A 24,704-nucleotide genomic window follows, 5' to 3' on the forward strand; every position below is an offset into this window, starting at 1 on the left:
GGCGGTCATGACAGGCCCTCCGCCAGCGGCCCGAGGGCGAGCGCCGGGAAGTAGGTCAGACCGGTGATGATCAGGATCGTGCCGACGAGCAGCCCGGCGAAGAGCGGCTTTTCGGTACGGAGGGTGCCTGCGGTCTCGGGGATCGGCTGCTGTTCGGCGAGCGAGCCGGCGAGGGCGAGCACGAACACCATGGGGAGGAAGCGGCCGAGGAGCATGGCCAGGCCGATCGTGGTGTTGTACCAGGGGGTGTTGGCGTTGAGTCCGGCGAATGCGGAGCCGTTGTTGTTGGCGCCGGAGGTGTAGGCGTAGAGGACTTCGGAGAAGCCGTGCGGGCCGGCGCCGACCGCCTTGGTGTTGAGCATGGAGCCGAGTGCGTCGGGCAGCACCATGGAGGCGGCGGCGAAGCCGAGTACGAGGGTCGGCGTGATGAGGATGTAGCAGGCGGCGAGTTTGATCTCGCGGGTGCCGATCTTCTTGCCGAGGTACTCGGGGGTGCGGCCGACCATGAGGCCGGCGATGAAGACGGCGATGACGGCCATGACGAGCATGCCGTAGAGGCCGGAGCCGACGCCGCCGGGGGCGATTTCGCCGAGCATCATGCCGAGGAGTTGGATGCCGCCGCCGAATGCGGTGAAGGAGGAGTGGAAGGAGTCGACGGCTCCGGTCGACGTCAGGGTGGTGGACACCGAGAAGATCGCGGAGGCGCCGACGCCGAAGCGTGTTTCCTTGCCTTCCATGGCGGCGCCCGCGGCCTGGAGTGCCGGGCCTCCGTGGGCGAACTCGGTCCACATCATGAGCGCGACGAAGCCGAGCCAGATGACGCCCATGGTGGCGAGGATCGCGTAGCCCTGCTTCACGTTCCCGACGAGCTTGCCGAAGGTGCGGGTGAGCGCGAAGGGGATGACGAGGATCAGGAAGATCTCGAAGAGGTTGGTGAAGGCGTTGGGGTTCTCGAACGGGTGGGCGGAGTTGGCGTTGAAGTAGCCGCCGCCGTTGGTGCCGAGTTCCTTGATGACTTCCTGGGAGGCGACGGCGCCGCCGTTGGTCTGTTGGGCGCCGCCCATGAACTGGCCGACTTCGTGGATGCCGGAGAAGTTCTGGATGGCGCCGCAGGCGACGAGGACGATCGCGCCGAGTACGGCGATGGGGATGAGGACGCGGATGGTGCCGCGTACCAGGTCGGCCCAGAAGTTGCCGAGTTCGCCGGTGCGGGAGCGGGCGAAGCCGCGGACGAGGGCTACGGCGACGGCCATGCCGGTGGCGGCGGAGACGAAGTTCTGTACGGCGAGGCCGGCGGTCTGCACGACGTGGCCCATGGCCTGTTCACCGCTGTACGACTGCCAGTTGGTGTTGGAGACGAACGACGCGGCGGTGTTGAAGGCCTGGTCGGGGCTGATGGCGGCGAATCCGAGGGAGAGCGGAAGGTGTCCCTGGAGTCGCTGGATGAGGTAGAGGAAGAGCACTCCGGCGAGGGAGAAGGCCAGGACGCCGCGGAGGTAGGCGGGCCAGCGCATCTGGGTGTCCGCGTTGGCGCCTATGCAGCGGTAGATGACCTTTTCCACGCGCAGGTGGCGGGGGGAACTGTAGACGGCGGCCATGTAGTCGCCGAGGGGGCGGTACGCCAGGGCGAGCGCTGCGATGAGCGCCGTGAGCTGGAGCACGCCCGCGAGAGCGGGGCTCATGTGGCCCGCTGCGTTGGCAGCTGTCGACACCTCAGAACCTCTCCGGGAAGACGAGAGCGAGGACCAGGTAACCGAGGAGGGCGACGGCCACGATGAGGCCGACGATGTTCTCGATGGTCACAGCTTCGTCACCCCCTTGGCGACGAGAGCCACCACTGCGAAGACCGCGAGGGTGGCGACGACGAAGGCCACGTCGGCCATCGTGTGCTCCTAGATGGGCAGACGGAATGGGACCCCTAGAGCAAAGCGTCGTTCTTGCGCCACTTGAACGCCGTTGACGCCTCCCTTACGGCCATTAGCGTTCCGTTGACGGTTTTCTTACGCCTCCCGATCTGACCTGCACAAACGTCAAGGGGTCGTACTCCCGCACGGGAGTACGACCCCTTGTAACCGTCGTGATTGAGCCGCCGCGGCGCTGTTATCGCGCCGTGCTTCTCAGCGGTGGGTCAGCGGATCTCGGTGATCTCCGGTCCGCGTTCCAGGCGCTCCACGCCGCCGCCGAAGCGCGACCCTTCGGCCTGTTCCTGCTGAACGCCGTCCGGCACCATCTGGGCGTCGTCGGGCAGCTTGAGGACGATCGGGTCGCGGGGCGCCATCGGGCCCTCGCCGCGGACGATGACGGTGTCCCGGAAGATGTGCTCCAGTACACCGGCCGCCTGCGGCTGCACCGCGCCCTGTCCGGAGATCACGCCGCGCAGGAACCAGCGCGGGCCGTCGACGCCGACGAAGCGCACCACCTGGACGCCGTTGGTGCCGTCCGGCAACTGCACCGGGACCTGGGCGCGCAGCTCCCAGCCCAGCGGGCCCTCGACCTCGTCGATGACGCCGCCCTGCTGGGTGATGCCCCCGGCGATCTCCTCGCGGACCTCGCCCCAGATGCCCTCGTTCTTGGGGGCGGCGAACGCCTGGAGCTGCACGGCGCTGTCCTGGAGGACGACCGTGGCGGCCACGATCGCGTCGCCGGCGACCTCGACCCGCAGTTCCATGCCCTCGACGCCGGGCACGTAGAGGCCGCCGAGGTCGACCCGGCCCTCGCCGGGCTCCTTGACCTCCGACACGTCCCAGGGACCGTCGGGGCGCGGCGCGGGCGGGAGATTGAGCCGCGCGTGCGTCGCGTCGCCCTCGCCGGTCTCGACCTCGTCGGTGAGCACCGTGTCCTCGGCCGGCTCTACCTGAGCCTCGTTCTTCTTGCGACGTCCGAACACGTCACTGTCCTTCCCGGTCGCCACCGACCGATGCGAATTCGTTCCCGCCCGTGGGGCCGTCCACCGCCGCGTGACCGCCGGTGGACCCGAATCCCCCCTCGGCCCGCGCCGAGCCGGGAAGTTCCGCCACCTCGTGGAAGCGCACCTTCTCGACCTGCTGGACGACCAATTGGGCGATCCGGTCGTACTTCTCGAACCGCACGCTCTCGCGCGGGTCCAGATTGACCACGATCACCTTGATCTCTCCACGGTACCCGGCATCGACCGTCCCGGGGGCATTCACCAGCGCCAGTCCGCAGCGGGCCGCGAGTCCGGACCGTGGGTGGACGAACGCGGCGTAGCCGTCGGGCAGGGCGATCGACACCCCGGTGGGGAGGACGGTGCGCTCCCCCGGTGCCAGTTCGGCGGCCTCGGTGGTGACGAGGTCGACTCCGGCGTCTCCTGGGTGTGCGTAGGACGGAACGGGAACGTCCGGGTCCAGGCGGCGCAGGAGCACGTCCACTGGATTCCGTAGCTGACTCACGGGTTCACCTCGAAGGCACGCGCGCGCTTGACCTGGTCCGGGTCGGCCATGGCCGCCTGGATCTCCTCGGTCCTTCCGTTGTCGATGAAGTGGTCGACCTTGACTTCGACGAAGACCGCCTGGGCGCGTACCGCGACCGGGCCGTCGGGGGCGCCTATCCGGCCCACCGCCGTCGAATAGATCTTCCGGCCGTGTCGGGCGGTGACCCGCGCGTCGAGGTGCAGCACCGTGCCCAGCGGGACGGGCGCGAGGAAGTCGGTCTCCAGCCGTCCGGTCACCGCGATCACCCGCAGCAGCCAGTTCAGGGAGCCGAGGGTCTCGTCCAGCGCGGTGGCCAGTACGCCGCCGTGTGCCAGGCCGGGCGCGCCCTGGTGGGCCTCCTTGACGGTGAATTCGGCGGTGATGCTCACGCCGTCGCCGGCCCGGGCCTCCAGGTGCAGCCCGTGGGGCTGTCCCGTGCCGCAGCCGAAGCACCGGTCGTAGTGCGCGCCGAGCGGTTCTCCGGGGGCCGGCGCGTCCGGGTGCCGGACCGGGGGCGTGGCGCCCTCGGGTGGCGTCAGCCGCGTCCTGGGTTGGTCAGTTCCACTCACGAGTGCAGACCCTACCCGCGCGGATAAGGGGTGAGTGCCGCCGTGCCAAGCTGGGGGCATGCAGTCGTACGAAGAACGTCTCACCGCGCCCCGTTCCTGGTGGGTGATCGCCGCCCTCGTCGGCGTCGCCTGTGCCCTGATGTTGCTCCCGTTGGGGACGCTCCCGATGCTCGGCGGGCTGATCGGCGGAGCGGCGCTGTCGGCGGTGGCGGTGAGCTCGTACGGCTCGGTGCGGATCCGGGTGGTGGGCGGCGCGCTGATCGCGGGGGACGCGAAGATCCCGGTGTCGGCGCTCGGCGAGGCGGAGGCGCTGGACGCGGCGGAGGCGCTGGCGTGGCGCACGTACAAGGCCGATGCGCGGGCCTTCATGGTGCTGCGGAGCTATGTGCCGACGGCGGTGCGGGTCGAGATCACCGATCCCGAGGATCCGACGCCGTACGCCTATGTGTCGACGCGGGAGCCGGAGCGGCTGGTGGCGGCGCTGGCGTCGGCGCGCGGCTGATCGCCCGGGGCGTCGGGGAGGGCGTCCCAGGGGATCTGGTGGCGGCGGAGGTCCGCGCGGATCGTGTGGGCGAGTTTCCTGGTGTCGCGGCGGTTGAGGAACGCGCCGACCGCGGCGCCGACCAGGAACGGCGTGAGGTTGGGCAGGTTGCGCAGCGTCCGCTTCATGATCTGCTGGCGGAGTTCGCGTCGCATCTGTCCGCCAAGCGCGACGTTGAGTGACGCGGGTGTGGCGATGTCGATGCCGCGTTCCTGGGTCCAGGACGTGAGGTAGGCGGTGGCGCGCTGGGTGAGGTTCCCCGCGGGGCGCAGGCCGTAGACCTCGTGGAGTTCGGCGATCAGTTTGATCTCGACCGCGGCGATGCCGGCGACCTCGGCGGCGAGTTCGGCGGGCATGGCGGGCGGTACGGGCAGCATGGCGGCCGCACCGACGCCCGCGCCGACGGTGGCGGTGCCCGCGCAGGCGCCCGCCACCAGCTTGTCGGCGAGTTCCTCGGGGGTCAGGCCGGGGAACTGTTCCCGCAGGGCGGCGAGGTCGCGTACCGGGATCCTGGGGGCGGTGGCGATGATCCGGTCGGCGATCACGCCGAGCGCCGACCGTACGCCGTCGCGACCCCTCCTGGCGCCCCGCACGGCTCTGCCCGCGAGCGAGGCCGGTCGGCCCCGCCGCTTGAGTTCACGGGTGGTCCGTTCCTCGGGCAGGGCGGTCGGGTCGGCGGGCACGGGCGCGGTTTCCTCGCGTGATCGTGCGCCGGCCGCCGGACCGTTGCCGCCCTTGCGGCCCCTACGGAACGGGTTTACGCCCGGCACGGCGTAGGCCGCGATCAGGCCGCGCAGTCGCGGCAGATCGGGTTGCCGTTCTTGTCCTCCGCAGCCAGCTGGCTGCGGTGGTGGACCAGGAAGCAGCTCATGCAGGTGAACTCGTCCTGCTGCTTGGGCAGCACGCGGACCGCGAGTTCCTCGTTGGACAGGTCGGCGCCGGGGAGTTCCAGGCCCTCGGCCTGCTCGAACTCGTCGACGTCGACGGCCGAGGCGGACTTGTCGTTCCGCCGCGACTTCAGTTCTTCGATGCTGTCCTCGTTGAGGTCGTCATCGGTCTTGCGTGGAGTGTCGTAATCCGTAGCCATTGTCGCTCTCCCCCTCTGGGTGTCTGCGGTGTCTCAGCGCTCGTAACGCGTGAGAGGCCGGACTTGTGCCCGACCTGAGGCGGAGATTTTGCCTCACATCAAGGTCTGTTACTCAATCGACACCCAACCGCACCCCTGAAGAGGTGATCGGTTTGGATGGCGATCAGGACCGTACACGGTCCGAATGTCGCACCTCGCGCAGCCCATCACGTGTACTTCCCGTGATCAGGGCCTTGGGAAACCCGGATTTTCCCGGCTTTCCACCAGGCAATTCGATCACGGAGGGTAGATGGCCGGAAAGGGGCCTCTGTGAGGGATCACACACGCTGAAGGCGGCAGGCGGACCCGCCGAATTCCGCGCAAAGCGAACTCGGCGAAGGATCCCCAAAGACCCCCCGCCTCGTCAAACCGGAAAGTCGAACGAGGCCGGGTGGAATCGGGGTGTACGGCCGCCGGACGGGCGACCGTACCACCGGATAGCCGGAAGTTCCCGGCGCGGCGCACGATCCGTCCAGCGGCCGCACAGGGGCCTTGTCGTCCGTCTCAGAGCGGGAGGACGACGCGCATGTCGAGTCCGCCGCCTTCGCGGGGTTCGGCGGTGATGGTGCCGTCGTGGGCGCGGACCACGGACCGGACGATGGACAGGCCAAGGCCCACGCCCTTGTCGCTGCCGGTCCGCTCCGTACGCAGCCGCCGGAACGGCTCGAAGAGGTTCTCCACCTCGTACGCCGGCACCACCGGCCCCGTATTGGAGACCACCAGCACCGCGCACCCCGGCTGCGGCTCCGTGGTCACCTCCACCCAACCGCCCTCGGGCACGTTGTACCGCACCGCGTTCTGCACCAGATTCAACGCGATCCGCTCCAGCAGCACCCCGTTGCCCTGCACGAACACCTGCTGCCGCACCACGCGCAGCTGCACCCCCTTGGCCTGCGCCTCCTCACGCGTCTGATCCACCGCCTGCGAGGCCACCTCCGACAGATCCACCGGACGCTTGTCCACGATCTTGTTCTCACTACGCGCCAGCAGCAGCAACCCCTCCACCAACTGCTCACTGCGCTCATTCGTCGCCAACAGCGTCTTCCCCAGCTGCTGCACCTCCGGCGACGCCTGCGGATCCGCCAGCTGCACCTCCAACAACGTCCGATTGATCGCCAACGGCGTCCGCAACTCATGCGACGCGTTCGACACGAACCGCCGCTGCGACTCAAACGCCCGGTCCAACCGGTCCAACATCTCGTCGAAGGTGTCCGCCAACTCCTTCAGCTCGTCATCCGGACCACCCAACTCGATCCGCCGATGCAGATCCGACCCCGCCACCCGCTGCGCGGTCCGCGTGATCCGCCCCAACGGCGACAACACCCGCCCCGCCATCGCATAACCGAACGCGAACGCCACGATCGTCAACCCCAACAACGCCAGCAACGAACGGTTGAGGAGGTTGTTCAGGGCGACCGCCCGCTGGTGCATCAGGCAGTTGTTGACGGCCTCCTGGAGCAGCGCCCCGGAGGTCTCCGTGGGCAGGTCGCAGATGTCGCTGGTGGACTGGAACTTCCCGCCGAGGATCTTCAGCGGCAGCGCGCTGCCGTCGTGCAGGGCGGCTGCGGCGAGCATGTAGATGATCGTGAGCAGCACGATTCCGGCCATCAGGAACATGCCGCCGTACAGCAGCGTGAGCCGTATCCGGATGGTGGGCCGCAGCCAGGGGAAAGGCCGGACGTTGACCGGTTTTGGGTCCCAAGCTGGCTTGGGGGGCACCGGTGGCGGTGGCGGTGCCGACTTGGAGCTGGAGAACGAGGGCAGGGAAGGCATCGCCGGTCAGATCCGGTATCCCGAGCCGGGGACGGTGACGATCACCGCGGGCTCGCCGAGCTTGCGGCGCAGCGTCATGACCGTGACCCGGACGACGTTGGTGAACGGGTCGGTGTTCTCGTCCCACGCCTTCTCCAGGAGCTGCTCGGCCGAGACGACCGTGCCCTCGCTGCGCATGAGGACTTCCAGGACCGCGAACTCCTTGGGGGCGAGCTGGACCTCCCGGCCGTCGCGGAAGACCTCGCGGCGGTTGGGGTCGAGCTTGATCCCGGCGCGCTCCAGGACCGGCGGCAGGGCGACCGTGGTGCGGCGGCCGAGGGCGCGGACCCGGGCGGTCAGCTCGGTGAACGCGAACGGCTTGGGGAGGTAGTCGTCGGCGCCGATCTCCAGGCCCTCGACGCGGTCGCTGACGTCGCCGGAGGCGGTGAGCATCAGGACGCGGGTGGGCATGCCCAGCTCGACGAGCTTGCGGCAGACGTCGTCGCCGTGGACGAGCGGGAGGTCGCGGTCGAGGACGACGACGTCGTAGTCGTTGACCGCGATCCGCTCCAGCGCGGCGGCGCCGTCGTAGACCACGTCGACGGCCATGGCCTCCCGGCGTAGTCCGGTGGCCACAGCATCGGCGAGCAGCTGCTCGTCCTCGACGACGAGAACACGCACGTCGCAGTCCTTCCTTACGGCCCTTGGTGAGCAGGGCACAACAACGTTCAGAGCCCTTCCATCCTGCCCCGAAGAGTCATAAACCGGCGGTAAGGGGGGTGTGGAGGGGACAGGGGCGGTGGGACGGGGCCGGTGCGGCCCCGGATTCCCGGGCCGTTTGAGGTTTCCCTGAGAGTGCGCGTGGGGAGGACGTCTGCACACCCGCGATCACGCCCTGTACCGGCGTCTTGCCACGCTTGGTATCCAGCGCAGGGACCACGCCGTGATCGACCCACCCGTCGGCACACCCCCGTGCCACCGACCCACGACGAGGGGGCGCACCATGGACGCGTTCACCGCAGGTATTTTGCAGCGCATACGGAACACCGAAGCCGATCTGGTCCGGGCCCGCGAGTCGGGTGACGAGTTCCTCGCCGAGGTCGAGCTGGCGGAGCTTGAGGACCTGAAGCGCCTGGCGACCGAGCACGGCGTGCGCTACAGCGTCAACGCCTGACTTCCGGCCTCGTAGGACACGGCTGCGCCCCGGCACCGAGGGATGGTGCCGGGGCGCAGCCGTGTCCGTGTGCGGTCCGTCGGTCCGTCGGTCCGTCGGTCCGTCGGTCCGTCGGTCCGTCGGTCCGTCGGTCCGGGGGACGGTCAGTCGTGCCAGGCACCGAGGTCGTCAAGGAGCGGCTGGAGCTCGGCGAAGACGCCCGGGGAGGCGGCGAGGGTCAGCTCGTGGGAGGGGGCGTGGCCGGGGCGGCCGCCGGTGAGCGCGCCGGCCTCGGAGGCGATCAGGACGCCGGCCGCCAGGTCCCAGGGGTTGAGGCCGCGCTCGTAGTAGCCGTCGAGCCGGCCGCAGGCCACGTCGCACAGGTCGATGGCGGCCGAGCCGCCGCGGCGGATGTCACGGACCTGCGGGAGCAGGGTGCGGACCACCTCTGCCTGGGCGGCGCGCCGCTCGGTGAGGTAGCCGAAGCCGGTGCCGACCAGGGCCTGGGAGAGCGGTGGGGCGGGGCGGTGGTGGATCGGCTCGCCGTTGAGGTGGGCGCCGCGGCCGCGGACGGCCTGGAAGGTCTCGCCGCGCATGGGGGCGGTGACCACCCCGACGACGGTCTCGCCGTCCTTCTCGGCGGCGATGGACACGGCCCAGGAGGGCAGCCCGTAGAGGTAGTTGACGGTGCCGTCCACGGGGTCGATGACCCATCGCACGCCGCTGGTGCCGGTGCTGCCGGCGCCCTCCTCGCCGAGGAAGCCGTCGGTGGGGCGGTGCTCGCCGATGAAGTCGGTGATCAGCTTCTCGGAGGCGAGGTCCATCTCGGTGACGACGTCGATGGGGCTGGTCTTGGTGGCGGCCACCCCCAGGTCGGCGGGGCGGCCGTCGCGCAGCAGGGTCGCGGCGCGGCCGGCGGCCTCCAGGGCCAGCTCCAGGAGTTCGTCGTAGAAGGGGTCGGTGTGCGGCGGGGCGGTGTACTGGGGGTCGGGCACAGTGCTCCTTGCTCGAACGAGCGGTGGTCGGGGGCTCGGGCGGGCGGCGGGTCGCGCGAGGCCGGCGGGGCGGGTTACGCGGGGGCCTCGGCCGTGGGGCCGGTCCAGTCGGCGCCGGCGGCGGCCGGGCGGGGTGTACGGGCGGGGCAGCAGCCGACGGGGCAGAGGTCGTGCGAGGGGCCGAGGGCACCCAGGGCGCAGCGCTCGGGGGTGGTGCCCCGTTCGGTGGCGGCGCGCTCCAGGAGGAGGTCGCGGACGGCGGCGGCGAACCGGGGGTCGGCGCCGACGGTGGCCGAGCGGGCGACCGGCAGACCCAGCTCGGCGGCCTTGGCGGTGGCCTCGGTGTCGAGGTCGTACTTGACCTCCATGTGGTCCGAGACGAAGCCGATGGGGACCATGACGACGGCCGGGACGCCGGCGCCGTGCAACTGCTCCAGGTGGTCGCAGATGTCGGGCTCCAGCCAGGGGATGTGCGGGGCGCCGCTGCGGGACTGGTAGACGAGCTGCCAGGGGTGGTCGACGCCGGTCTCGGCGCGCACGGCGTCGGCGATGCCCCGGGCGACGTCCAGGTGCTGGGCGACGTAGGCGCCGCCCGTGCCGTCCTCGGTGTGGTCGTCGGGGGTGCCGGAGGTGTCGGCGGCGGCGGTGGGGATGGAGTGCGTGGTGAAGGCGATGTGGGCGCCGGCGCGGGTCTCCTCGGGAAGCTCGGCGAGGGCCGCGAGGACGCCGTCGGCCATGGGGCACACGAAGCCCGGGTGGTTGAAGTAGTGGCGCAGCTTGTCGACCTGGGGGACGGGCAGGCCCTCGGTCCGGAGGGTGGCGAGCGCGTCGGCGAGGTTCTCGCGGTACTGGCGGCAGCCGGAGTACGAGGCGTAGGCACTCGTGGCGAGGACGGCGATGCGGCGGTGGCCGTCGGTGACCATGGTGCGCAGGGTGTCGGTCAGGTAGGGCGCCCAGTTGCGGTTGCCCCAGTAGACCGGCAGGTCGAGGCCGTGTTCGGCGAAGTCCTTGCGGAGGGCGTCGAGGAGTTCCCGGTTCTGGGCGTTGATGGGGCTGACGCCACCGAACAGGAAGTAGTGCTGGCCCACCTCCTTGAGGCGCTCGCGGGGGATGCCGCGTCCACGGGTGACGTTCTCCAGGAACGGCACGACGTCGTCGGGGCCTTCGGGGCCTCCGAAGGACAGCAGCAGCAGGGCGTCATAGGGGCGGGGGTCGCACTGTTCGGGCATGCCTCCGATCCTCCCACTCCCGGCCCTGCGGCGAGGGGTCAGGCCCCGGAGGGGTGAGGGAAACGGGCGCGAAAACCGGGAGGCGCAGGGGGCCGCGCGCCCCGTAAGCTGTATCGGCCACCGACATTCCTTACCGACTTCCTCACCCGGCGGAGCACCCCGTTGCCCAGTCCTTACCGCGCCATATTCGGCCGCCCCGGCACCAAGTCGTTCTCCGCCGCCGGGCTGCTGGGGCGGATGCCGCTGTCGATGATGGGCATCGGCATCGTCACGATGGTGTCCCAGCTGACCGGTCGGTACGGGCTGGCCGGGGCGCTGTCCGCGACGCTCGCGCTGTCCGCGGCGGTCCTCGGGCCGCAGATCTCCCGGCTGGTGGACCGGCACGGCCAGCGGCGGGTGCTGCGACCGGCCACGCTGGTGTCGTTGGGAGCGGTCGCAGGGCTGCTGCTGAGCGCGCAGCAGCGGTGGCCGGACTGGACGCTGTTCGCTTTCGCGGCCTGTGCGGGCTGTGTGCCGAGCGTGGGCTCGATGGTGCGGGCGCGTTGGGCGGAGCTCTACCGGGGGGCGCCGCGTCAGCTGCACACCGCGTACTCGTGGGAGTCGATCGTCGACGAGATGTGCTTCATCCTCGGCCCGATCCTCTCGATCGGGCTGTCGACGGCATGGTTCCCGGAGGCCGGGCCGCTGCTGGCCGGGGCGTTCCTGGCGGCGGGGGTGTTCTGGTTGACGGCGCAGCGCGCGACGGAGCCGGTGCCGCATTCCCGGGAGCAGCAGGCGAAGGGATCGGCGCTGCGATCGCCGGGCCTGCGGGTGCTGGTGGGGACGTTCGTGGCGACCGGAGCGATCTTCGGGGCGATCGACGTGGTGACCGTGGCGTTCGCCCAGGAGGCAGGCCACAAGGCCGCGGCAAGCCTGGTGTTGGCGGTGTACGCGCTGGGGTCGTGTGTGGCCGGTGCGGTCTTCGGGCTGCTGCACCTGGCGGGGCCGCCGTCCCGCCGGTGGCTGGCGGGGGTGGCCGCGATGGCGGTGAGCATGGTGCCGCTCCAGTTGGCTGCGTCGTTCACCGGGTCGCTGGTGCTGCTGGCCGTCGCGCTGTTCCTCGCCGGGCTCTCGATCGCGCCGACGATGGTCACCACGATGGCGTTGGTCGAGGAGCATGTGCCGCGGACGCAGCTGACCGAGGGCATGACGTGGACGAGCACCGGGCTCGCGGTGGGCGTGGCACTCGGCTCGTCGGCGGCCGGCTGGGTGGTGGACGCGGCAGGTGCCGCCCGCGGTTACGTGGTGCCGCTCGCCGCGGGCGTCCTGGCCGCCCTGGTGGCACTCGCCGGCTACCGCTGGCTCCGCCCACGCCCCGCCCGGCTACCGTCCTCGCCCACGGCCGGCGGCACCCCCGCCCCGGCGGAACCCCCGGCCACCGAACGCCACGACGAGACCCGCGCCGGCTGACCCATGCCCCGGGGCATCACGGCGCGACGGTAGACGGGGCGACACCAACGGTGGTCGACGCCAACGGGGCACCCGGCGCCCACCGTTGGGACATTGGGACAGCCGACGGGCTGCGCGTCACTACGGGCCGCTGCGGGAGGACCCTGCCCGTCCCGCCCGCATCAACGCGGCCGTACCGCCCGCCCGTCTGCGCCACCGAGGGGGACCGCCCCTCCCGTCCACGCCACCGGTGGGGCCACCGCTCCCGTCTACACCGCCGGAATGCAGAGCGCTCCCCTCTGCGCGCTCACCCCTCGTCCCGGCGCCCAGCGCCCCACCCGCCCCACCGACCCACCGGTGCAGGTGACTTCGGAGGCGTGGCGTTGACTCGGCGCCCGGTTCGTGACCGGGTTCCGCACCCGGTGGGCGGGTGGCTGGAGCGGCTTCTCCGAATTTCCTTGTTACCGGCGGTACGACATGTCCGGGGGCCGTGCGATTGCACCCGTTTTCTCGCGTGTGTGATTCCCGTCACCCCGCCTGGAAGCGGCGTCGGCGGCTGGCATCATGCGCTGACCAACGGCGGTCGAATGCGGCCGGCCGCGCTGAGGGGAGGCATCGTCACCATGGCAGTCACGGACGTCATCGGCGGCTCGGGAGGGCGCGGTTCGCAAGGCTCCTGGCGGAACTGGGCGGGCAACGTGACCGCCCGCCCCGCCCGGACCGTGGCGCCGGCGAGCACCGAGGAACTGGCGGCCGCCGTCCGGGCCGCCGCCGCGGACGGGCTGACGATCAAGGCGGCCGGCACCGGGCACTCGTTCACCCCGGCCGCCGCCACCGACGGGCTGCTGATCCGCCCCGAGCGGCTCACCGGGATCCGTCGGATCGACCGCACGGCGGGGACGGTGACCGTCGCCGCCGGCACGCCCCTCAAGCTCCTCAACCGGACGCTGTCCGCGCACGGGCTGTCGCTCGCCAACATGGGCGACATCATGGAACAGACCGTCTCGGGGGCCGCCAGTACCGGAACCCACGGCACCGGCCGGGACTCCGCGTCGATCGCGGCGCAGATCACCGCCCTGGAGCTGATCACCGCCGACGGTTCGGTGCTGCGCTGTTCCGCCGAGGAGAACCCCGAGGTGTTCGCGGGGGCGCGGCTGGGTCTGGGCGCGCTGGGCGTGGTGAGCGAGCTGACGTTCGCGGTGGAGCCGGAGTTCCTGCTGACCGCCCGTGAGGAGCCGATGCCGTTCGACGAGGTGACCGGCCGCTTCGACGAACTGGCCGCAGAGAACGAGCACTTCGAGTTCTACTGGTTCCCCCACACCGGCAACTGCAACACCAAGCGCAACAACCGCAGCCAGGGTCCGGCGGCGCCACCCGGGAGGGTGAGCGGCTGGATCGAGGACGAACTGCTGTCCAACGGGGTGTTCCAGGTGGCGTGCGCCGTGGGGCGGGCGGTGCCGGCCGCGATACCGGGCATCGCGAAGATCTCCAGCCGGGCGCTGTCGGCCCGTACGTACACCGACATCCCCTACAAGGTGTTCACCTCGCCTCGGCGGGTGCGGTTCGTGGAGATGGAGTACGCGCTCCCCAGGGCGGCGGCGATCGAGGCGCTGGGTGAACTGAAGGCGTTGGTGGAGCGGTCGGACTTCAAGGTCAGCTTCCCGGTGGAGGTGCGGACCGCGCCGGCCGACGACATCGCGCTTTCCACGGCGTCGGGCCGGGAGACCGTGTACATCGCGGTGCACATGTACCGCGGGACGCCGTTCCAGGCGTACTTCGGGGCCACCGAGCGGATCATGGCGGCGCACGAGGGACGGCCCCACTGGGGGAAGCTGCACACGCGTGACGCCGGGTACCTCGCGGAGGTCTATCCGCGGTTCGGCGAGTTCACGGCGCTGCGCGACCGGCTGGATCCGGAGCGCCGGTTCGCCAATGGGTACCTGCGGCAGGTCCTCGGTGACTGAGGGACGACCGGCCGGTCCATGATGTGCCGCGGCCCGGTGCCCCGTGGGGGTGCACCGGGCCGCGGTCGTGGGTGGTCCGCCGGTAGGGCGGTCCGCCCGTTGGGGCGATCCTTCGTCAGAGGGTTCAGGGGGTGTTGGGGTCAGGGCTCTGGCGGCCGCCGGGGTTCTGCCCGCCCTGCTGCTGCCCCGGGGTGGCACCGCCGCCGGTCGAGCCGGTGCCGTCACCCTTGCCGCCGTCGCTGCCGGTGGACGGGCTCGACGACGTGTCGGGCGACGAGGACGTGTCCGGGCTCGGGGAGCCGGTGGCGTCGTCGCTCGGCGTCGGCTTCGGGCTCTGCCCGCTGTGGCCGCTGCCGCTACCGGTGCCGTCGGTGCCGCTGCCGCCGGAGTGACTGGGGCCGGGTGACGGAGTACTGCCGTCGCGGCCGGTGCCGTTGCCGGTGGAGTGGCCGGGGTCCGGAGTCTGCGGGCTGTTGGGCCGGTGCGGGGAGACGTTGCCGGTGAGGAAGTTGCCGACGGTGGTGCCCTTGGTGCCGCTCGGCGTCTCCTGGGTGATCAGTTCGGTGGCGGTGACCACGCCCATGGCGAGCACGAAGACGGTGAGCGCACCGAGCGCGGGCCGCTTCCAACCGCGCAGACGGGTGCCGTAGGTGGCGCTGGTCTCCTCGGTCCCGGGGAGAGCAGCACCGGGCACGCCGGCCTGCGGGAGGACGGTGGTCGCGTCGTCGCCCCCGTGGGCCGCCCGGCCCAGTGCCATGGTCCGCTCGGTGGGCCGCGCCATCAGCCGCGTCGCCTCCGGGTCCTGGCCGGCTGGCTGCTGCTGGGCACGCGGGATGAGCTGGGTGCGGGCGGTGGCGGGGCCGGGGTCGCGGGCCGCGACGGAGGTGACGGGGTCCTCCGTGCCCTGCTTGTCGAAGGTGGGCAGCACCCGCGTGGGACCGGCGGGCGCCGGGAGGTCGGTGGCGGGCTGGGGTTGGTCGGTGGATCGGGTTCGGGTGATGGAGGCGCGGTGCGGCTTGGGTCGGGTGGTGACCGCCGCTTCCTTGATCTGCTCACCGGTACGCCGGAACAGGTGCTGGAACAGGGAGCCGCCGGTCGTGGCGACGACACTGACGACACCTGCGCCGATGATGGTTCCGTACACACCGAGCTGACCCGCGAGGTACGCGGCGACGGCCGCGGCGAGTGCGCTGCTGGCGACCTGGGCGACGCTCAGGTCGATCCGCTTCTCCTTCTGCTTCGTGTCGGCTTCGGTTTTTTCGTCCATCTCCTACCTTTGATCGCCCCTTCGATCCATCTTGCATGGAGAAGTGACCAAATGGCGGAGTCATTAGTTCCGAATCTGTGGAATCTGTGAACCTCGCCACCCTTGTCGCAGGTAGAGAGGTCGACAAGGTGACTTGCCCGGACTGCCCGCCAAGAACTTCCACGGCGCGGCGGTCCACTTCGGTGGCCCGAATGGAGTACTGTGGCGAGCCCTGGCCCCGGTTCCCGTCCGGCTGCCCGGACCCGCGGGAGGGGGCACTGAAGGTGACACCCTCCTTGGGGCGCCGTCGCTCGGCACGGGTGGTCGGTGACAGGGCAAGCGGCATGGTCACCGAGCGTTGCGAACTGGTAACCGTGTCATAACGGCGTTGCTGGGCCAAGCCCTGACACGCCGGGCAACTCGGCAATGTTGTGGCAGGCTGCACCCGGGCAGGCCACACTCGACTAGCGGAAGCAGCGACGCACGTGACGTCGGCAGGCACCACCCGGGAGGTCCCCATGCCCGAACTGCGTGTCGTGGCCGTCTCCAACGACGGCACACGGCTGGTGCTCAAGGCTGCGGACAGCACCGAGTACACGCTTCCGATCGACGAGCGGCTGCGCGCCGCCATCCGGAACGACAGAGCGCGGCTGGGCCAGATCGAGATCGAGGTCGAGAGCCACCTGCGCCCGCGGGACATCCAGGCGCGGATACGAGCCGGTGCCTCCGCTGAGGAGGTCGCGCAGCTCGCCGGCATCCCCGTCGACCGGGTGCGCCGCTTCGAGGGACCGGTGCTCGCCGAGCGGGCGTTCATGGCCGAGCGGGCCCGCAAAACCCCTGTGCGCCGACCGGGCGAGAACACCGGCCCCCAGCTGGGCGAGGCCGTCTCGGAGCGGCTGCTGCTGCGCGGCGCCGACAAGGACAGTGCCCAGTGGGACTCCTGGCGCCGGGACGACGGCACCTGGGAGGTGCTGCTCGTCTACCGGGTCGCGGGTGAGCCGCGGTCGGCGACCTGGACGTACGACCCGCCGCGCCGACTGGTGCAGGCCGTGGACGACGAGGCGCGGGCGCTGATCGGCGAGAGCGACGACACCCCCGAGCCGAGCTTCCCGTTCGTGCCCCGGATCGCGCGGCTGCCGCGCGACCGGCCGCTGGACCGTGCCCTGGACCGTCAGATGCCGGAGCGGCCCGGCGAGGACCGGGAGCGGGAACGAGAGGCGCGGGCCGAGGAGGCCACCGGCGAGCGGGAGCGGGATTCGCTGACCAGCCTGCTGGAGGCGGTGCCCAGTTTCCGGGGCGACATGGTCGTGCCGGACAGCGCCAAGGCGCCACAGAAGGAAGAGACGGAGCAGGCCGAGGTCGAGGAGCCGCCGGCTCCGGCGGCGAGCGCGGGCGCGGGCGCGGGTTCCGCGTATGCCGATGTGCTGATGCCGCGGGCGGTCGCCGGTCACCGTGACCGCCTGACCGGGACGACGGACCGGCAGGCCGAGGCGGACGGGGTGCGCCCCGGGCGCCGGGCCGCGGTGCCCAGCTGGGACGAGATCGTCTTCGGCACCCGGAGGAAGAAGCCGGAATAAGCCGTATCGGCCGGGTTCCGGTCGTGTTGTGCGTGATGACTTCGCCCGCCCCCCCGCGCGTAGGGGGCGGGCGAAGTCGTTGCGTGGGCCCGTCGCGGGCCTCAGCGGCCGCTCAGCCGGGCTGGGGGCCGGTGGCGATGGGGCGGGAGGGGTCGGCGCACCATTCGCTCCAGGAGCCGACGTACAGGGCCGCGGGGATCCCGGCTACGGCGAGGGCGAGGACCTGGTGGGCGGCGGAGACGCCGGAGCCGCAGTAGACGCCGACCTCGGTGTCGGGCGTGGCGCCCAGCGCCGTGAACCGCTTCGCCAGTTCGGCGGCGGGGCGGAAGACCGTGCCGCCGTCGGCGACGTTCTCGGCCGTGGGGGCGGACACCGCGCCGGGGATGTGACCGGCCACCGGGTCGATGGGTTCGGTCTCGCCCCGGTAGCGCTCCCCCGCCCGCGCGTCCAGGAGGACGCCGCGGCGGGCCAGCGCGGCCGCGTCGTCCGCGGTGAGCAGCGGCACCGCACCGGGCGCGGGGGTGAAGTCACCCGGCTGCGGAGTCACTTTGTCGACACTCATGGGGCCGTCGGAGGCCAGCCAGGCGGCGAGTCCGCCGTCGAGGACGCGCACGTCCGGGTGGCCCGCCCAGCGCAGCAGCCACCACGCACGGGCCGCGGCCCAGCCCTGGCCACCGTCGTAGGCGACCACCGGTCGGCCGGCGCTGACACCGGCGGCCCGCATCGCGGCGGCGAAGGCGGCGAGGTCGGGCAGCGGGTGCCGGCCCGCCGCACCGGGTGGGCCGGCCAGTTCGCCGTCGAGGTCGACGTAGACCGCACCGGGCAGGTGGCCGGCCTCGTACTCGGGGCGGCCGGGCGGGCCGCCGAGCTGGTAGCGCACGTCCAGGAGGAGCGGAGCGTCGGGGCCCGCCAACTCGCTCGCGAGTTCGGTAGCGGTGATGATGGCATTCATGGGACTCATCCTTGCGTAGCAATGACTACGTACAGAAGGCGGGTGCCCACCCTCCGTATGACGGAGTTCGTCGGCGCCGTAATATCGCCGAAACGGAAGAGGAACGTTAAAACGGGCATTCTCCCTCGTGAACGCGCCGTGGACGGCGCGGCCGGGGCGCACACCCGGTGACAGGGTGCGAGCATCTGCTCGGGACCCGCGCCCGTACCGCACATGGCCAGCACCCTGATGCTCCGAGGAGAGAGTGACGATGACGACCGAGGCAGCAGCCCGGCGGATGCCCGGCGCGCCCTGCTGGGTGAGCCTCCTGGCACACAGCCTGCCCGCGACGCAGGAGTTCTACGGCGCGCTCTTCGGCTGGGAGTTCCGCCCGGGGCCGCAGCATTTCGGTCCGTACGCCCGTGCCTTCCTCGACGGCCTGGAGGTGGCCGGGGTCGGCGAGCTGGCGGCCGACCGGCACCTCCCGGTCGCCTGGACCACCTACCTGGCCAGTGACGACGCGGACGTGACCGCCGAGCAGATCCGTTCCTGCGGCGGCACGGTGGGCGTGGGCCCGCTGGACGCCGACGACGCCGGCCGGATGGCGATCGCCTCCGACCCGCAGGGCGCCATCTTCGGCGTGTGGCAGGGCAGGGCGATGCTGGGCACCGCGGTCAGCGGCGAGCCAGGCACCCCCGTATGGAACGAACTGGTCACCCAGGAGACGGACTCCGTCGCCCCGTTCTACGAGCATGTCTTCGGGTTCGAGTCGGAGGCCGTGGTCTCCGCCGACTTCGACTATCTGACGCTGCACATCAAGGGAAAGCCGGTCGCCGGCATCCATGGTGTCGGCAACGCGCTGCCACGCGACCGGGGGCCGCACTGGATGACGTACTTCGCCGTCTCGGACACCGACGCCGCCGCCCGCCGGGTCGTCGAGCTGGGCGGCCATGTGCTGCGGCCGGCCCGGGACTCGGCGCACGGCCGGCTGGCGACCGTCGCCGACAACGAGGGCGCGGTCTTCACGATCATCCAGCGGCGCTGAGCCGCCCCGCGGCCCTAGCGCTGGGCGTCGACCGGCAGGACGTCCGGCGAGAGCGCCGCCGCATGCGCGGTCGCCGCGGTCTGCAGGCGGCGGTGGTGGCGCCGGCACAGCACCTCGTAGCCGACCTCGGCCGGCCGCTCCGCCCCCTCGCCACCGGTTTCGCCGCGCACGTCGCCGACGACGACCTGCGCGCCCTCGACGACCATCCGGCCGTCGACCGTGCGGGCGTTGTGGGTGGCCCTGGCGCCGCACCAGCACAGCGCCTCGACCTTCAGCACCTCTATGCGGTCGGCGAGTTCGACCAGCCGCTGGGAACCGGGGAAGAGCTTGCTGCGGAAGTCGGTGGTGATGCCGAACGCGAAGACGTCCAGCCCGAGGTCGTCGACGACCCGGGCGAGCTGGTCGATCTGCTCGGGGGCGAGGAACTGCGCCTCGTCGGCGATGATGTAGTCCACCCGGCCGCCGGAACTGAGGTGGTCCACGACGTGGGCGTAGAAGTCCAGGTCGTCCGCCGCCTCGACGGCCTCGGTGACCAGGCCCAGGCGGGAGGAGAGCTTGCCGTGGCCGGCCCGGTCGTTGCGGCTGTAGATCATGCCCTGTAGGCCGCGGGCCGAGCGGTTGTGCTCGATCTGCAGCGCCAGTGTCGACTTTCCGCAGTCCATCGTTCCGGAGAAGAACACCAGCTCGGGCATGGGGGGTGGCGGGCCTTTCGGGCTCATACGGAAGGGACGGTGCGGGTCGGGCGATACGGGGCCGCGCGGACCTGGCGCGGTGACGGGTCAGGTGCGGACTTCGAGAAGCGGCACCAGCTGCTCCACCGGGGTCATGGAGCCGTGCAGGCCGACCATCTGCGACTCCCCCGGCTCCCGTTCACTCGCGATGATCGCCATGTCGGCGTGGGCGGCGGCCACCACGTCGCCGATCCGGGCACGGACCCGGTCGTCGACGTGCGGCCCGAACCAGCCGGCGGCGATGGCCTCCTCGCGGCCGGCGACCCACATCTGGTCGCCGACCACCTCGCGCCAGACGGTGAGCACGTCGGCCGCGGCCCCCGGGTGGGCGTAGACGTGCCGCGCCCGGCCCTCGCCGCCCAACAGGCGTACGCCGGCGCGCAGTTCCCAGTCCTCGTCGAAGTCGATCCGGGAGTCGGGGTCGAAGGGGATGTCGATCATGCCGTGGTCGGCGGTGATGTACAGGGCGCTGCGCGGCGGGAGTTGCTCGGCGAGCCGTTGGGCGAGCCGGTCCACGTAGAGCAGTTGGCCGCGCCAGGCGTCGGAGTCGACGCCGTAGCGGTGGCCCTTGCCGTCGACCTCGGAGTAGTACGTGTAGACCAGGGAGCGGTCGCCGGCGGCGAGTTGTTCGGCGGCGAGGTCCATCCGCTCCTCGCCGGAGAGCCGGCCGTGGAAGGTGCCGCCGCTGAGCGCGATCCGGGTGAGGGGGGTCTGCGCGAAGTCCGGCGCGGAGACCTGGCAGGTGTGGATGCCGGCGGCGTCGGCGAGCTGGAAGACCGTCGGGTAGGGCTGCCAGACGTGCGGATCGGTCCACGGGCGCCAGCGCAGCTGGTTCATCAGCGCGCCGGTGGCGGGGTCCTCGCAGGTGTATCCGGGCAGGCCGTGGGCGCCCGGCGGCAGGCCGGTGCCGACCGAGGCGAGGGAGGTGGCGGTGGTGGCCGGGAAGCCGGCGGTGAGCGGCTGGCCGGTGCCGTTGAGCGAGGTGCCCAGGAGGGAGGTGAGGAACGGGGCCTCGTCCGGGTGGGCGCGCAGCAGCTCCCAACCGAGCCCGTCGATCAGGAAGACGCAGGCGCGGTCGGCGGGGGCCAGTTCCATGTCCGTGGTGACGCCGGGCAGGCCCTGGCCGGCGACGACGGCGGGCAGCAGGTCGGCGAGCGAGCCGGTGCCGTAGCGGGGCACCGGCGCGGTCAGCGGGTCGAGCGGTTCCGGTTCCGGCCAGAAGGGGGCGGTGTGGGCCATCAGCGGGCGCTGGTGGCCGCGGTGGCCTCGGAGAGCGCCTGGGCGAAGGCGAGGGTCTCGCGCACCGAGTCCGGGCCGTCACCGGCCTCGCTGACCCGGAGGGAGAGGTCGTCGGCGGTGGAGGAACCGGTGTAGCCGTGGTCCGCGTCGCAGTTGGGGTCGCCGCAGCTGGCGGGCTCCAGGTCGAGGCGCGCGACGGCGCCCCAGCCGATGGTGAGGACGACCTCGCGGGGCAACTGGCCGGGAGTGTAGGACTCGGGGTTGGCGACGACGCGGCTGAGCACCACGGACGAGATCCGGCCGAGCTTGACGGACTCCGTGGACGTGGTGGCGTACGGGGACGGGGAGGTGGCGTCGGCGGCCTGCTCGTCGGTGTGGCTGACGATGAAGCGGGTGCCGGTCAGGACCAGGACCGTGACGTGGCGACGGACCTCGTTGGCGTCGAAGGTCGTCTCCTGGTGGACGAGGTACGACACGACCGGCTCGCCGCCGACCGCGGCCTGCACCGCCTCGGCCACGAGCGTCGGGTAATAGCCACTGCGCTCGATCGCCGCGCGCAGCCCCTGGGTCGTCGTACCGGTCTTAGCCATGGGGTCCATCTTACGGGGCGCACCGGGCCGCGAGACCCTCAGTAGACGGGCAGCCGGCGAGGGCCCAGGTCGGTGGTCGCGGGCGGTCTGGCGAGCCGGACCGAGGCGCTCAGGACGGCCAGGCCGTGCGGGGCGACGACGACCGGTTCGAGGTCGACGGCGACCACCTCGGGGTGGTCGTCGACGAGCCGGGACACCCGCAGCAGCAGTTCCTCCAGGGCGGCGGTGTCCACGGGCTGGGAACCGCGCCAGCCGAACAGGAGCGGGGCGCTGCGGATCGACCGGATCTGCTCGGTGACCTCGCGGTCGGTGGCCGGAATCAGACGGTGGGCGATGTCGCCCAGCAACTGGGAGGGGGCACCGGCCAGCCCGAAGGAGAGGACCGCGCCGGCGGCGGGGTCGATGGCGGCGCGGACGACGGTGTCGACGCCGCGCGGCACCATCGACTGGACGACCGGCCGGAGCTCTTCGGGAGAGCCCAGGAAGTCGGTCAATTCCGCATAGGTGCGGCGGAGTTCGGCCTCGCTCGCGATGTCGAGGCGGACGCCGCCGAGGTCGGCGCGGTGCCGCAGGTGGGGGGCGGTGGTCTTGAGGGCGACCGGGTAGCCGAGCCGGGCGGCGGCGCGGACGGCGGCGTCCGGGTCGGGAGCCGGGAGCGAGGGGCGGGTGTGGATGCCGTAGCGGGCCAGCAGCGCCTCGGCGTCGGCGGGTGGCAGCGCGACGGAGCGGCCGGGGGCGACGTCGCCGGTGAGCCGGTCGAGCAGCCGCTCGATGTCGACGCCGGCCGCCGCCTCCTGGATGTCGTCGTACTCGGGAACCCGGCCCGGCTCGGCGGCGGACCGGCGCCACGCGGCGTACCGGACGGCTTCGGCGAGGGCGCGGACGGCGCGCTCGGCGGCGGGGTAGGCGGGAATGTGGACGGGACGGGGGCGGGCCGGGGTCTCGGGGGCGGCGGCCTGTCGGGCCTCTGGGGCGGGTGCCCGGTCCGGGGCGTACCCGGGGGCCGGCGGGCGGGGCGGGGCGGGGGGCCGCTCCGTAGTGGGGCGCTGTGCCGGGGCGGTCGGCTCCTGGGGTACGTGCGGGTCGTGGGGCCCGGGCGGGGCCGCGAGCGTTTCGGCCAGGTCGTCCATGGCGAGGTGGACGACGGTGACCGGCTTGCCCGGGTCGGCGGCGACCGCGGCGCGCAGGGCGTCGGCGAGCGCGGCGCCCTCGCTCCCGCCCGAAGAGGCGGTGCCTTCCTCCCCCACCCACGGGATGGCGGTGACGACGACGGCGTCCCAGCCGTCGCCGGCGAGCGCCTCGGCGAGGGCGGCGCGGAAGTCCTCCGGGGTCGCCGCGGAGGGCAGCACGTGGGGGCGCCGCGGGCGCAGTCCCTCGGTGAGGCAGGCGTCGTAGGCCAGGAGGGCCAGCGATTCGGAGTTGCCCAGGATGGCGACGCGCGGGCCGGCCGGCAGTGGTTGGGAGGCCAGCAGCAGTCCGGCGTCGATCAGCTCGGTGACGGTATCGACGCGGATCACGCCGGCCTGGCGCATCAGGGCGGCGACGGTGCTGTCGGGGACCCGGACGGTGGGCACGGCGTGGCCCAGGGGGGCGGTGCCGTGATGGCGGCCCCCCTTGGCGACCACCACGGGCTTGACGGCGGCGGTGCGGCGGGCGAGCCGGGCGAACTTCCGGGGGTTGCCGATGGACTCCAGATAGAGGATCGCGACGTCGGTGTGCGGGTCGTCGTACCAGAACTGCAGGAGGTCGTTGCCGGAGACATCGGCGCGGTTGCCGGTCGAGGCGAAGGTGGAGATGCCGGCGATGCCGCCGTCGCCGGGGCCGCGCGCGTGCAGTCCGCTGAGCAGGGCGATGCCGATCGCTCCGGACTGGGTGAACAGGCCGATCCGGCCGGCGCCGGGCATCCGGGGGGCGAGGGAGGCGTTCAGCCGGACGTCGGGGGCGGTGTTGAGCAGACCGAAGGCGTTGGGGCCGATGAGGCGCATGCCGTACGAGCGGACCTGGCGGAGCAGGGCGCGCTGTCGCTCGCGACCCTCGGCGCCGGCCTCGGCATATCCGGAGGAGAGGACCAGCACCCCTTGGACGCCGTGTTCACCGCAGTCCCTGACGACGTCGGGGACGCCGGCCGCGGGGACGGCGATGACCGCCAGGTCGACCGGCTCGGGGATCTCGCGCAGCGTGCGGGCCGCGGGGACGCCCTCGGGCTCCAGGTGCCGGACGCCCTCGGGGAAGGCGTGGTTGACGGCGTGCACGCGGCCGGTGAAGCCGGCGTCGAGGATGTTGCGCAGCGCGGTGCGGCCGAGGCCGCCGGGGACGCGGCCGGTGCCGATGACGGCGACCGAGCCGGGGGCGAGCAGCCGTTGGACGGAGCGGGCCTCGGCGCGCTGTTCGCGGCCGCGCATCACGGCCATGGACTGCTCGGTCGGTTCGAGGTCGAGCTCCAGGCGGACGACGCCGTCCGCGAAGGTGCGCTTCTGGGTGTAGCCGGCGTCCGTGAACACCTTGATCATCTTGGTGTTGGCGGGCAGGACCTCGGCGGCGAACCGACGGATGCCGCGCTCGCGGGCGACCGCGGCGATGTGCTCCAGGAGGGCGGACGCGACGCCGCGGCCCTGGTGGGCGTCCTGGACGAGGAAGGCGACCTCGGCCTGGTCGTCGTCGGGGTTCTTGGCGGGCAGCCCGCGCTCGTCGATCCGGTCGTAGCGGACGGTGGCGATGAACTCGCCGCCCACCGTGGCGGCCAGGCCGACCCGGTCGATGTAGTCGTGGTGGGTGAACCGGTGGACGTCGCGGTCGGACAGACGGGGATACGGGGCGAAGAAGCGGTAGTACTTCGATTCGTCCGAGACCTGCTCGTAGAAGGAGACCAACCGCTCTGCGTCGTCGGGCGTGATGGGCCGGATGCGTGCGGTGCCGCCGTCGCGCAGCACCACGTCGGCTTCCCAGTGGGTCGGGTACGCATGATCCGGCGGCATCTGCATGCGGACAGCGTACGGCGGGCCGCCGACAACGGGCTCGACGTGCGTACGCTCGATTTCCCGGTCCCTGCCGCAGCGGGACCGACGGCCCGGAAGAGAGCCGAACAACCCGGACGGGAGGCCGGGACGGAAGTGCCGCGGGACCACACCTGGCACCGTGCGAGAATGGTCTAGACAAC

The 24,704-nt window shown here is 72.0% G+C and carries 23 protein-coding genes; 6 read left to right on the forward strand and 17 right to left on the reverse strand.

From position 1 onward, the window contains the following. Positions 1-5: 5 nt before the first annotated feature. From kdpA to SNOUR_RS11660, 5 genes are all read right to left on the reverse strand, one after another. On the reverse strand, positions 6-1,682 hold the full coding sequence (gene kdpA / locus SNOUR_RS11640) for a potassium-transporting ATPase subunit KdpA (protein ID WP_067346278.1): 1,677 nt from the start codon (positions 1,680-1,682) through the stop codon (positions 6-8). Between the two features lie 31 nt (positions 1,683-1,713). Then, on the reverse strand, positions 1,714-1,803 hold the full coding sequence (gene kdpF / locus SNOUR_RS11645; RefSeq protein ID WP_016575741.1) for a K(+)-transporting ATPase subunit F: 90 nt from the start codon (positions 1,801-1,803) through the stop codon (positions 1,714-1,716). A gap of 325 nt (positions 1,804-2,128) precedes the next feature. Then, entirely contained in the window at positions 2,129-2,887 is a 759-nt protein-coding gene (locus SNOUR_RS11650; protein WP_067358164.1) for a DUF3710 domain-containing protein, read from the reverse strand. Between the two features lies 1 nt (position 2,888). Beyond that, the gene (gene dut / locus SNOUR_RS11655; protein ID WP_067346280.1) at positions 2,889-3,410 is read right to left on the reverse strand and encodes a dUTP diphosphatase; all 522 of its coding nucleotides are present in this window, start codon (positions 3,408-3,410) and stop codon (positions 2,889-2,891) included. Then, positions 3,407-4,000: a PaaI family thioesterase gene (locus SNOUR_RS11660; protein WP_067346282.1), complete on the reverse strand. Its 594-nt coding sequence runs from the start codon at positions 3,998-4,000 to the stop codon at positions 3,407-3,409. The genes dut and SNOUR_RS11660 overlap by 4 nt, the downstream gene beginning before the upstream one ends. 58 nt (positions 4,001-4,058) lie before the next feature. Here SNOUR_RS11660 and SNOUR_RS11665 point away from each other — a divergent pair, with 58 nt between their 5' ends. Beyond that, entirely contained in the window at positions 4,059-4,502 is a 444-nt protein-coding gene (locus SNOUR_RS11665; RefSeq protein WP_039631995.1) for a DUF3093 domain-containing protein, read from the forward strand. On the opposite strand, the gene SNOUR_RS11670 is transcribed toward SNOUR_RS11665, so the two are convergent. The 4 genes from SNOUR_RS11670 to SNOUR_RS11685 all read right to left on the reverse strand — a co-directional run bounded on the left by SNOUR_RS11670 (position 4,442) and on the right by SNOUR_RS11685 (position 8,100). Beyond that, a complete protein-coding gene (locus tag SNOUR_RS11670; RefSeq protein ID WP_067346284.1) occupies positions 4,442-5,224 on the reverse strand; it encodes a hypothetical protein in 783 nt (260 codons plus the stop codon). The genes SNOUR_RS11665 and SNOUR_RS11670 overlap by 61 nt on opposite strands. Positions 5,225-5,325: 101 nt before the next feature. Further along, positions 5,326-5,628: a DUF4193 domain-containing protein gene (locus tag SNOUR_RS11675; RefSeq protein WP_016575747.1), complete on the reverse strand. Its 303-nt coding sequence runs from the start codon at positions 5,626-5,628 to the stop codon at positions 5,326-5,328. Positions 5,629-6,171: 543 nt separating this feature from the next. Next, the gene (locus SNOUR_RS11680) at positions 6,172-7,440 is read right to left on the reverse strand and encodes a sensor histidine kinase (RefSeq protein ID WP_067346286.1); all 1,269 of its coding nucleotides are present in this window, start codon (positions 7,438-7,440) and stop codon (positions 6,172-6,174) included. Positions 7,441-7,446: 6 nt separating this feature from the next. Continuing rightward, on the reverse strand, positions 7,447-8,100 hold the full coding sequence (locus SNOUR_RS11685; RefSeq protein WP_016576171.1) for a response regulator transcription factor: 654 nt from the start codon (positions 8,098-8,100) through the stop codon (positions 7,447-7,449). Between the two features lie 322 nt (positions 8,101-8,422). On the opposite strand from SNOUR_RS11685, the gene SNOUR_RS47115 reads away from it, so the two are divergent. Beyond that, positions 8,423-8,593: a hypothetical protein gene (locus tag SNOUR_RS47115; protein WP_167390903.1), complete on the forward strand. Its 171-nt coding sequence runs from the start codon at positions 8,423-8,425 to the stop codon at positions 8,591-8,593. Between the two features lie 143 nt (positions 8,594-8,736). On the opposite strand, the gene SNOUR_RS11690 is transcribed toward SNOUR_RS47115, so the two are convergent. Together SNOUR_RS11690 and SNOUR_RS11695 are read right to left on the reverse strand one after the other, a co-directional pair. Continuing rightward, on the reverse strand, positions 8,737-9,567 hold the full coding sequence (locus SNOUR_RS11690) for an inositol monophosphatase family protein (RefSeq protein ID WP_067346288.1): 831 nt from the start codon (positions 9,565-9,567) through the stop codon (positions 8,737-8,739). 74 nt (positions 9,568-9,641) lie between these two features. Continuing rightward, complete coding sequence (locus tag SNOUR_RS11695; protein WP_067346291.1) at positions 9,642-10,796, reverse strand: ferrochelatase; 1,155 nt, start codon at positions 10,794-10,796, stop codon at positions 9,642-9,644. Positions 10,797-10,958: 162 nt separating this feature from the next. Here SNOUR_RS11695 and SNOUR_RS11700 point away from each other — a divergent pair, with 162 nt between their 5' ends. Together SNOUR_RS11700 and SNOUR_RS11705 are read left to right on the forward strand one after the other, a co-directional pair. Beyond that, positions 10,959-12,245, forward strand: a complete 1,287-nt coding sequence (locus tag SNOUR_RS11700; protein WP_067346292.1) for an MFS transporter — start codon at positions 10,959-10,961, stop codon at positions 12,243-12,245. A gap of 602 nt (positions 12,246-12,847) precedes the next feature. Continuing rightward, positions 12,848-14,188, forward strand: coding sequence for a D-arabinono-1,4-lactone oxidase (locus SNOUR_RS11705; protein ID WP_067358166.1), 1,341 nt, complete (start codon positions 12,848-12,850; stop codon positions 14,186-14,188). Between the two features lie 124 nt (positions 14,189-14,312). On the opposite strand, the gene SNOUR_RS11710 is transcribed toward SNOUR_RS11705, so the two are convergent. Then, on the reverse strand, positions 14,313-15,455 hold the full coding sequence (locus SNOUR_RS11710; RefSeq protein ID WP_067346294.1) for a hypothetical protein: 1,143 nt from the start codon (positions 15,453-15,455) through the stop codon (positions 14,313-14,315). Between the two features lie 497 nt (positions 15,456-15,952). On the opposite strand from SNOUR_RS11710, the gene sepH reads away from it, so the two are divergent. Beyond that, a complete protein-coding gene (sepH, locus tag SNOUR_RS11715) occupies positions 15,953-17,011 on the forward strand; it encodes a septation protein SepH (RefSeq protein WP_079143405.1) in 1,059 nt (352 codons plus the stop codon). 112 nt (positions 17,012-17,123) lie between these two features. Here the strand turns inward: sepH and SNOUR_RS11720 are convergent, their stop codons facing one another. Then, the gene (locus SNOUR_RS11720) at positions 17,124-17,963 is read right to left on the reverse strand and encodes a sulfurtransferase (protein ID WP_067346297.1); all 840 of its coding nucleotides are present in this window, start codon (positions 17,961-17,963) and stop codon (positions 17,124-17,126) included. 250 nt (positions 17,964-18,213) lie between these two features. Here SNOUR_RS11720 and SNOUR_RS11725 point away from each other — a divergent pair, with 250 nt between their 5' ends. Beyond that, a complete protein-coding gene (locus SNOUR_RS11725; RefSeq protein WP_067346299.1) occupies positions 18,214-18,987 on the forward strand; it encodes a VOC family protein in 774 nt (257 codons plus the stop codon). 14 nt (positions 18,988-19,001) lie between these two features. Here the strand turns inward: SNOUR_RS11725 and SNOUR_RS11730 are convergent, their stop codons facing one another. The 4 genes from SNOUR_RS11730 to SNOUR_RS11745 form a co-directional block, all read right to left on the reverse strand. Further along, the gene (locus SNOUR_RS11730; protein ID WP_067346300.1) at positions 19,002-19,679 is read right to left on the reverse strand and encodes a thymidine kinase; all 678 of its coding nucleotides are present in this window, start codon (positions 19,677-19,679) and stop codon (positions 19,002-19,004) included. An 87-nt stretch (positions 19,680-19,766) separates the two neighbouring features. Then, positions 19,767-20,957 carry an alkaline phosphatase family protein gene (locus SNOUR_RS11735; protein WP_067346302.1) on the reverse strand — a complete coding sequence of 397 codons (1,191 nt, stop codon included), beginning with the start codon at positions 20,955-20,957 and terminating at the stop codon, positions 19,767-19,769. Then, positions 20,957-21,547: a DUF5998 family protein gene (locus tag SNOUR_RS11740; protein ID WP_039640685.1), complete on the reverse strand. Its 591-nt coding sequence runs from the start codon at positions 21,545-21,547 to the stop codon at positions 20,957-20,959. The genes SNOUR_RS11735 and SNOUR_RS11740 overlap by 1 nt, the downstream gene beginning before the upstream one ends. A gap of 38 nt (positions 21,548-21,585) precedes the next feature. Further along, positions 21,586-24,528: a bifunctional acetate--CoA ligase family protein/GNAT family N-acetyltransferase gene (locus SNOUR_RS11745; RefSeq protein WP_067346304.1), complete on the reverse strand. Its 2,943-nt coding sequence runs from the start codon at positions 24,526-24,528 to the stop codon at positions 21,586-21,588. Positions 24,529-24,704 lie beyond the last annotated feature (176 nt).

Origin of the sequence: Streptomyces noursei ATCC 11455, from assembly GCF_001704275.1 — a bacterium.
GTDB lineage: Bacteria > Actinomycetota > Actinomycetes > Streptomycetales > Streptomycetaceae > Streptomyces > Streptomyces noursei.

Bases quoted from the DNA above. Each gene is read 5' to 3' on its own strand.
- kdpA (WP_067346278.1), bottom strand. From the start codon at position 1,682: ATGAGCCCCGCTCTCGCGGGCGTGCTCCAGCTCACGGCGCTCATCGCA.
- SNOUR_RS11665 (WP_039631995.1), top strand. From the start codon at position 4,059: ATGCAGTCGTACGAAGAACGTCTCACCGCGCCCCGTTCCTGGTGGGTG.
- SNOUR_RS11675 (WP_016575747.1), bottom strand. From the start codon at position 5,628: ATGGCTACGGATTACGACACTCCACGCAAGACCGATGACGACCTCAAC.
- SNOUR_RS11680 (WP_067346286.1), bottom strand. From the start codon at position 7,440: ATGCCTTCCCTGCCCTCGTTCTCCAGCTCCAAGTCGGCACCGCCACCG.
- SNOUR_RS47115 (WP_167390903.1), top strand. From the start codon at position 8,423: ATGGACGCGTTCACCGCAGGTATTTTGCAGCGCATACGGAACACCGAA.
- SNOUR_RS11695 (WP_067346291.1), bottom strand. From the start codon at position 10,796: ATGCCCGAACAGTGCGACCCCCGCCCCTATGACGCCCTGCTGCTGCTG.
- SNOUR_RS11705 (WP_067358166.1), top strand. From the start codon at position 12,848: ATGGCAGTCACGGACGTCATCGGCGGCTCGGGAGGGCGCGGTTCGCAA.
- SNOUR_RS11710 (WP_067346294.1), bottom strand. From the start codon at position 15,455: ATGGACGAAAAAACCGAAGCCGACACGAAGCAGAAGGAGAAGCGGATC.
- sepH (WP_079143405.1), top strand. From the start codon at position 15,953: ATGCCCGAACTGCGTGTCGTGGCCGTCTCCAACGACGGCACACGGCTG.
- SNOUR_RS11720 (WP_067346297.1), bottom strand. From the start codon at position 17,963: ATGAATGCCATCATCACCGCTACCGAACTCGCGAGCGAGTTGGCGGGC.
- SNOUR_RS11725 (WP_067346299.1), top strand. From the start codon at position 18,214: ATGACGACCGAGGCAGCAGCCCGGCGGATGCCCGGCGCGCCCTGCTGG.
- SNOUR_RS11730 (WP_067346300.1), bottom strand. From the start codon at position 19,679: ATGCCCGAGCTGGTGTTCTTCTCCGGAACGATGGACTGCGGAAAGTCG.
- SNOUR_RS11735 (WP_067346302.1), bottom strand. From the start codon at position 20,957: ATGGCCCACACCGCCCCCTTCTGGCCGGAACCGGAACCGCTCGACCCG.
- SNOUR_RS11740 (WP_039640685.1), bottom strand. From the start codon at position 21,547: ATGGCTAAGACCGGTACGACGACCCAGGGGCTGCGCGCGGCGATCGAG.
- SNOUR_RS11745 (WP_067346304.1), bottom strand. From the start codon at position 24,528: ATGCAGATGCCGCCGGATCATGCGTACCCGACCCACTGGGAAGCCGAC.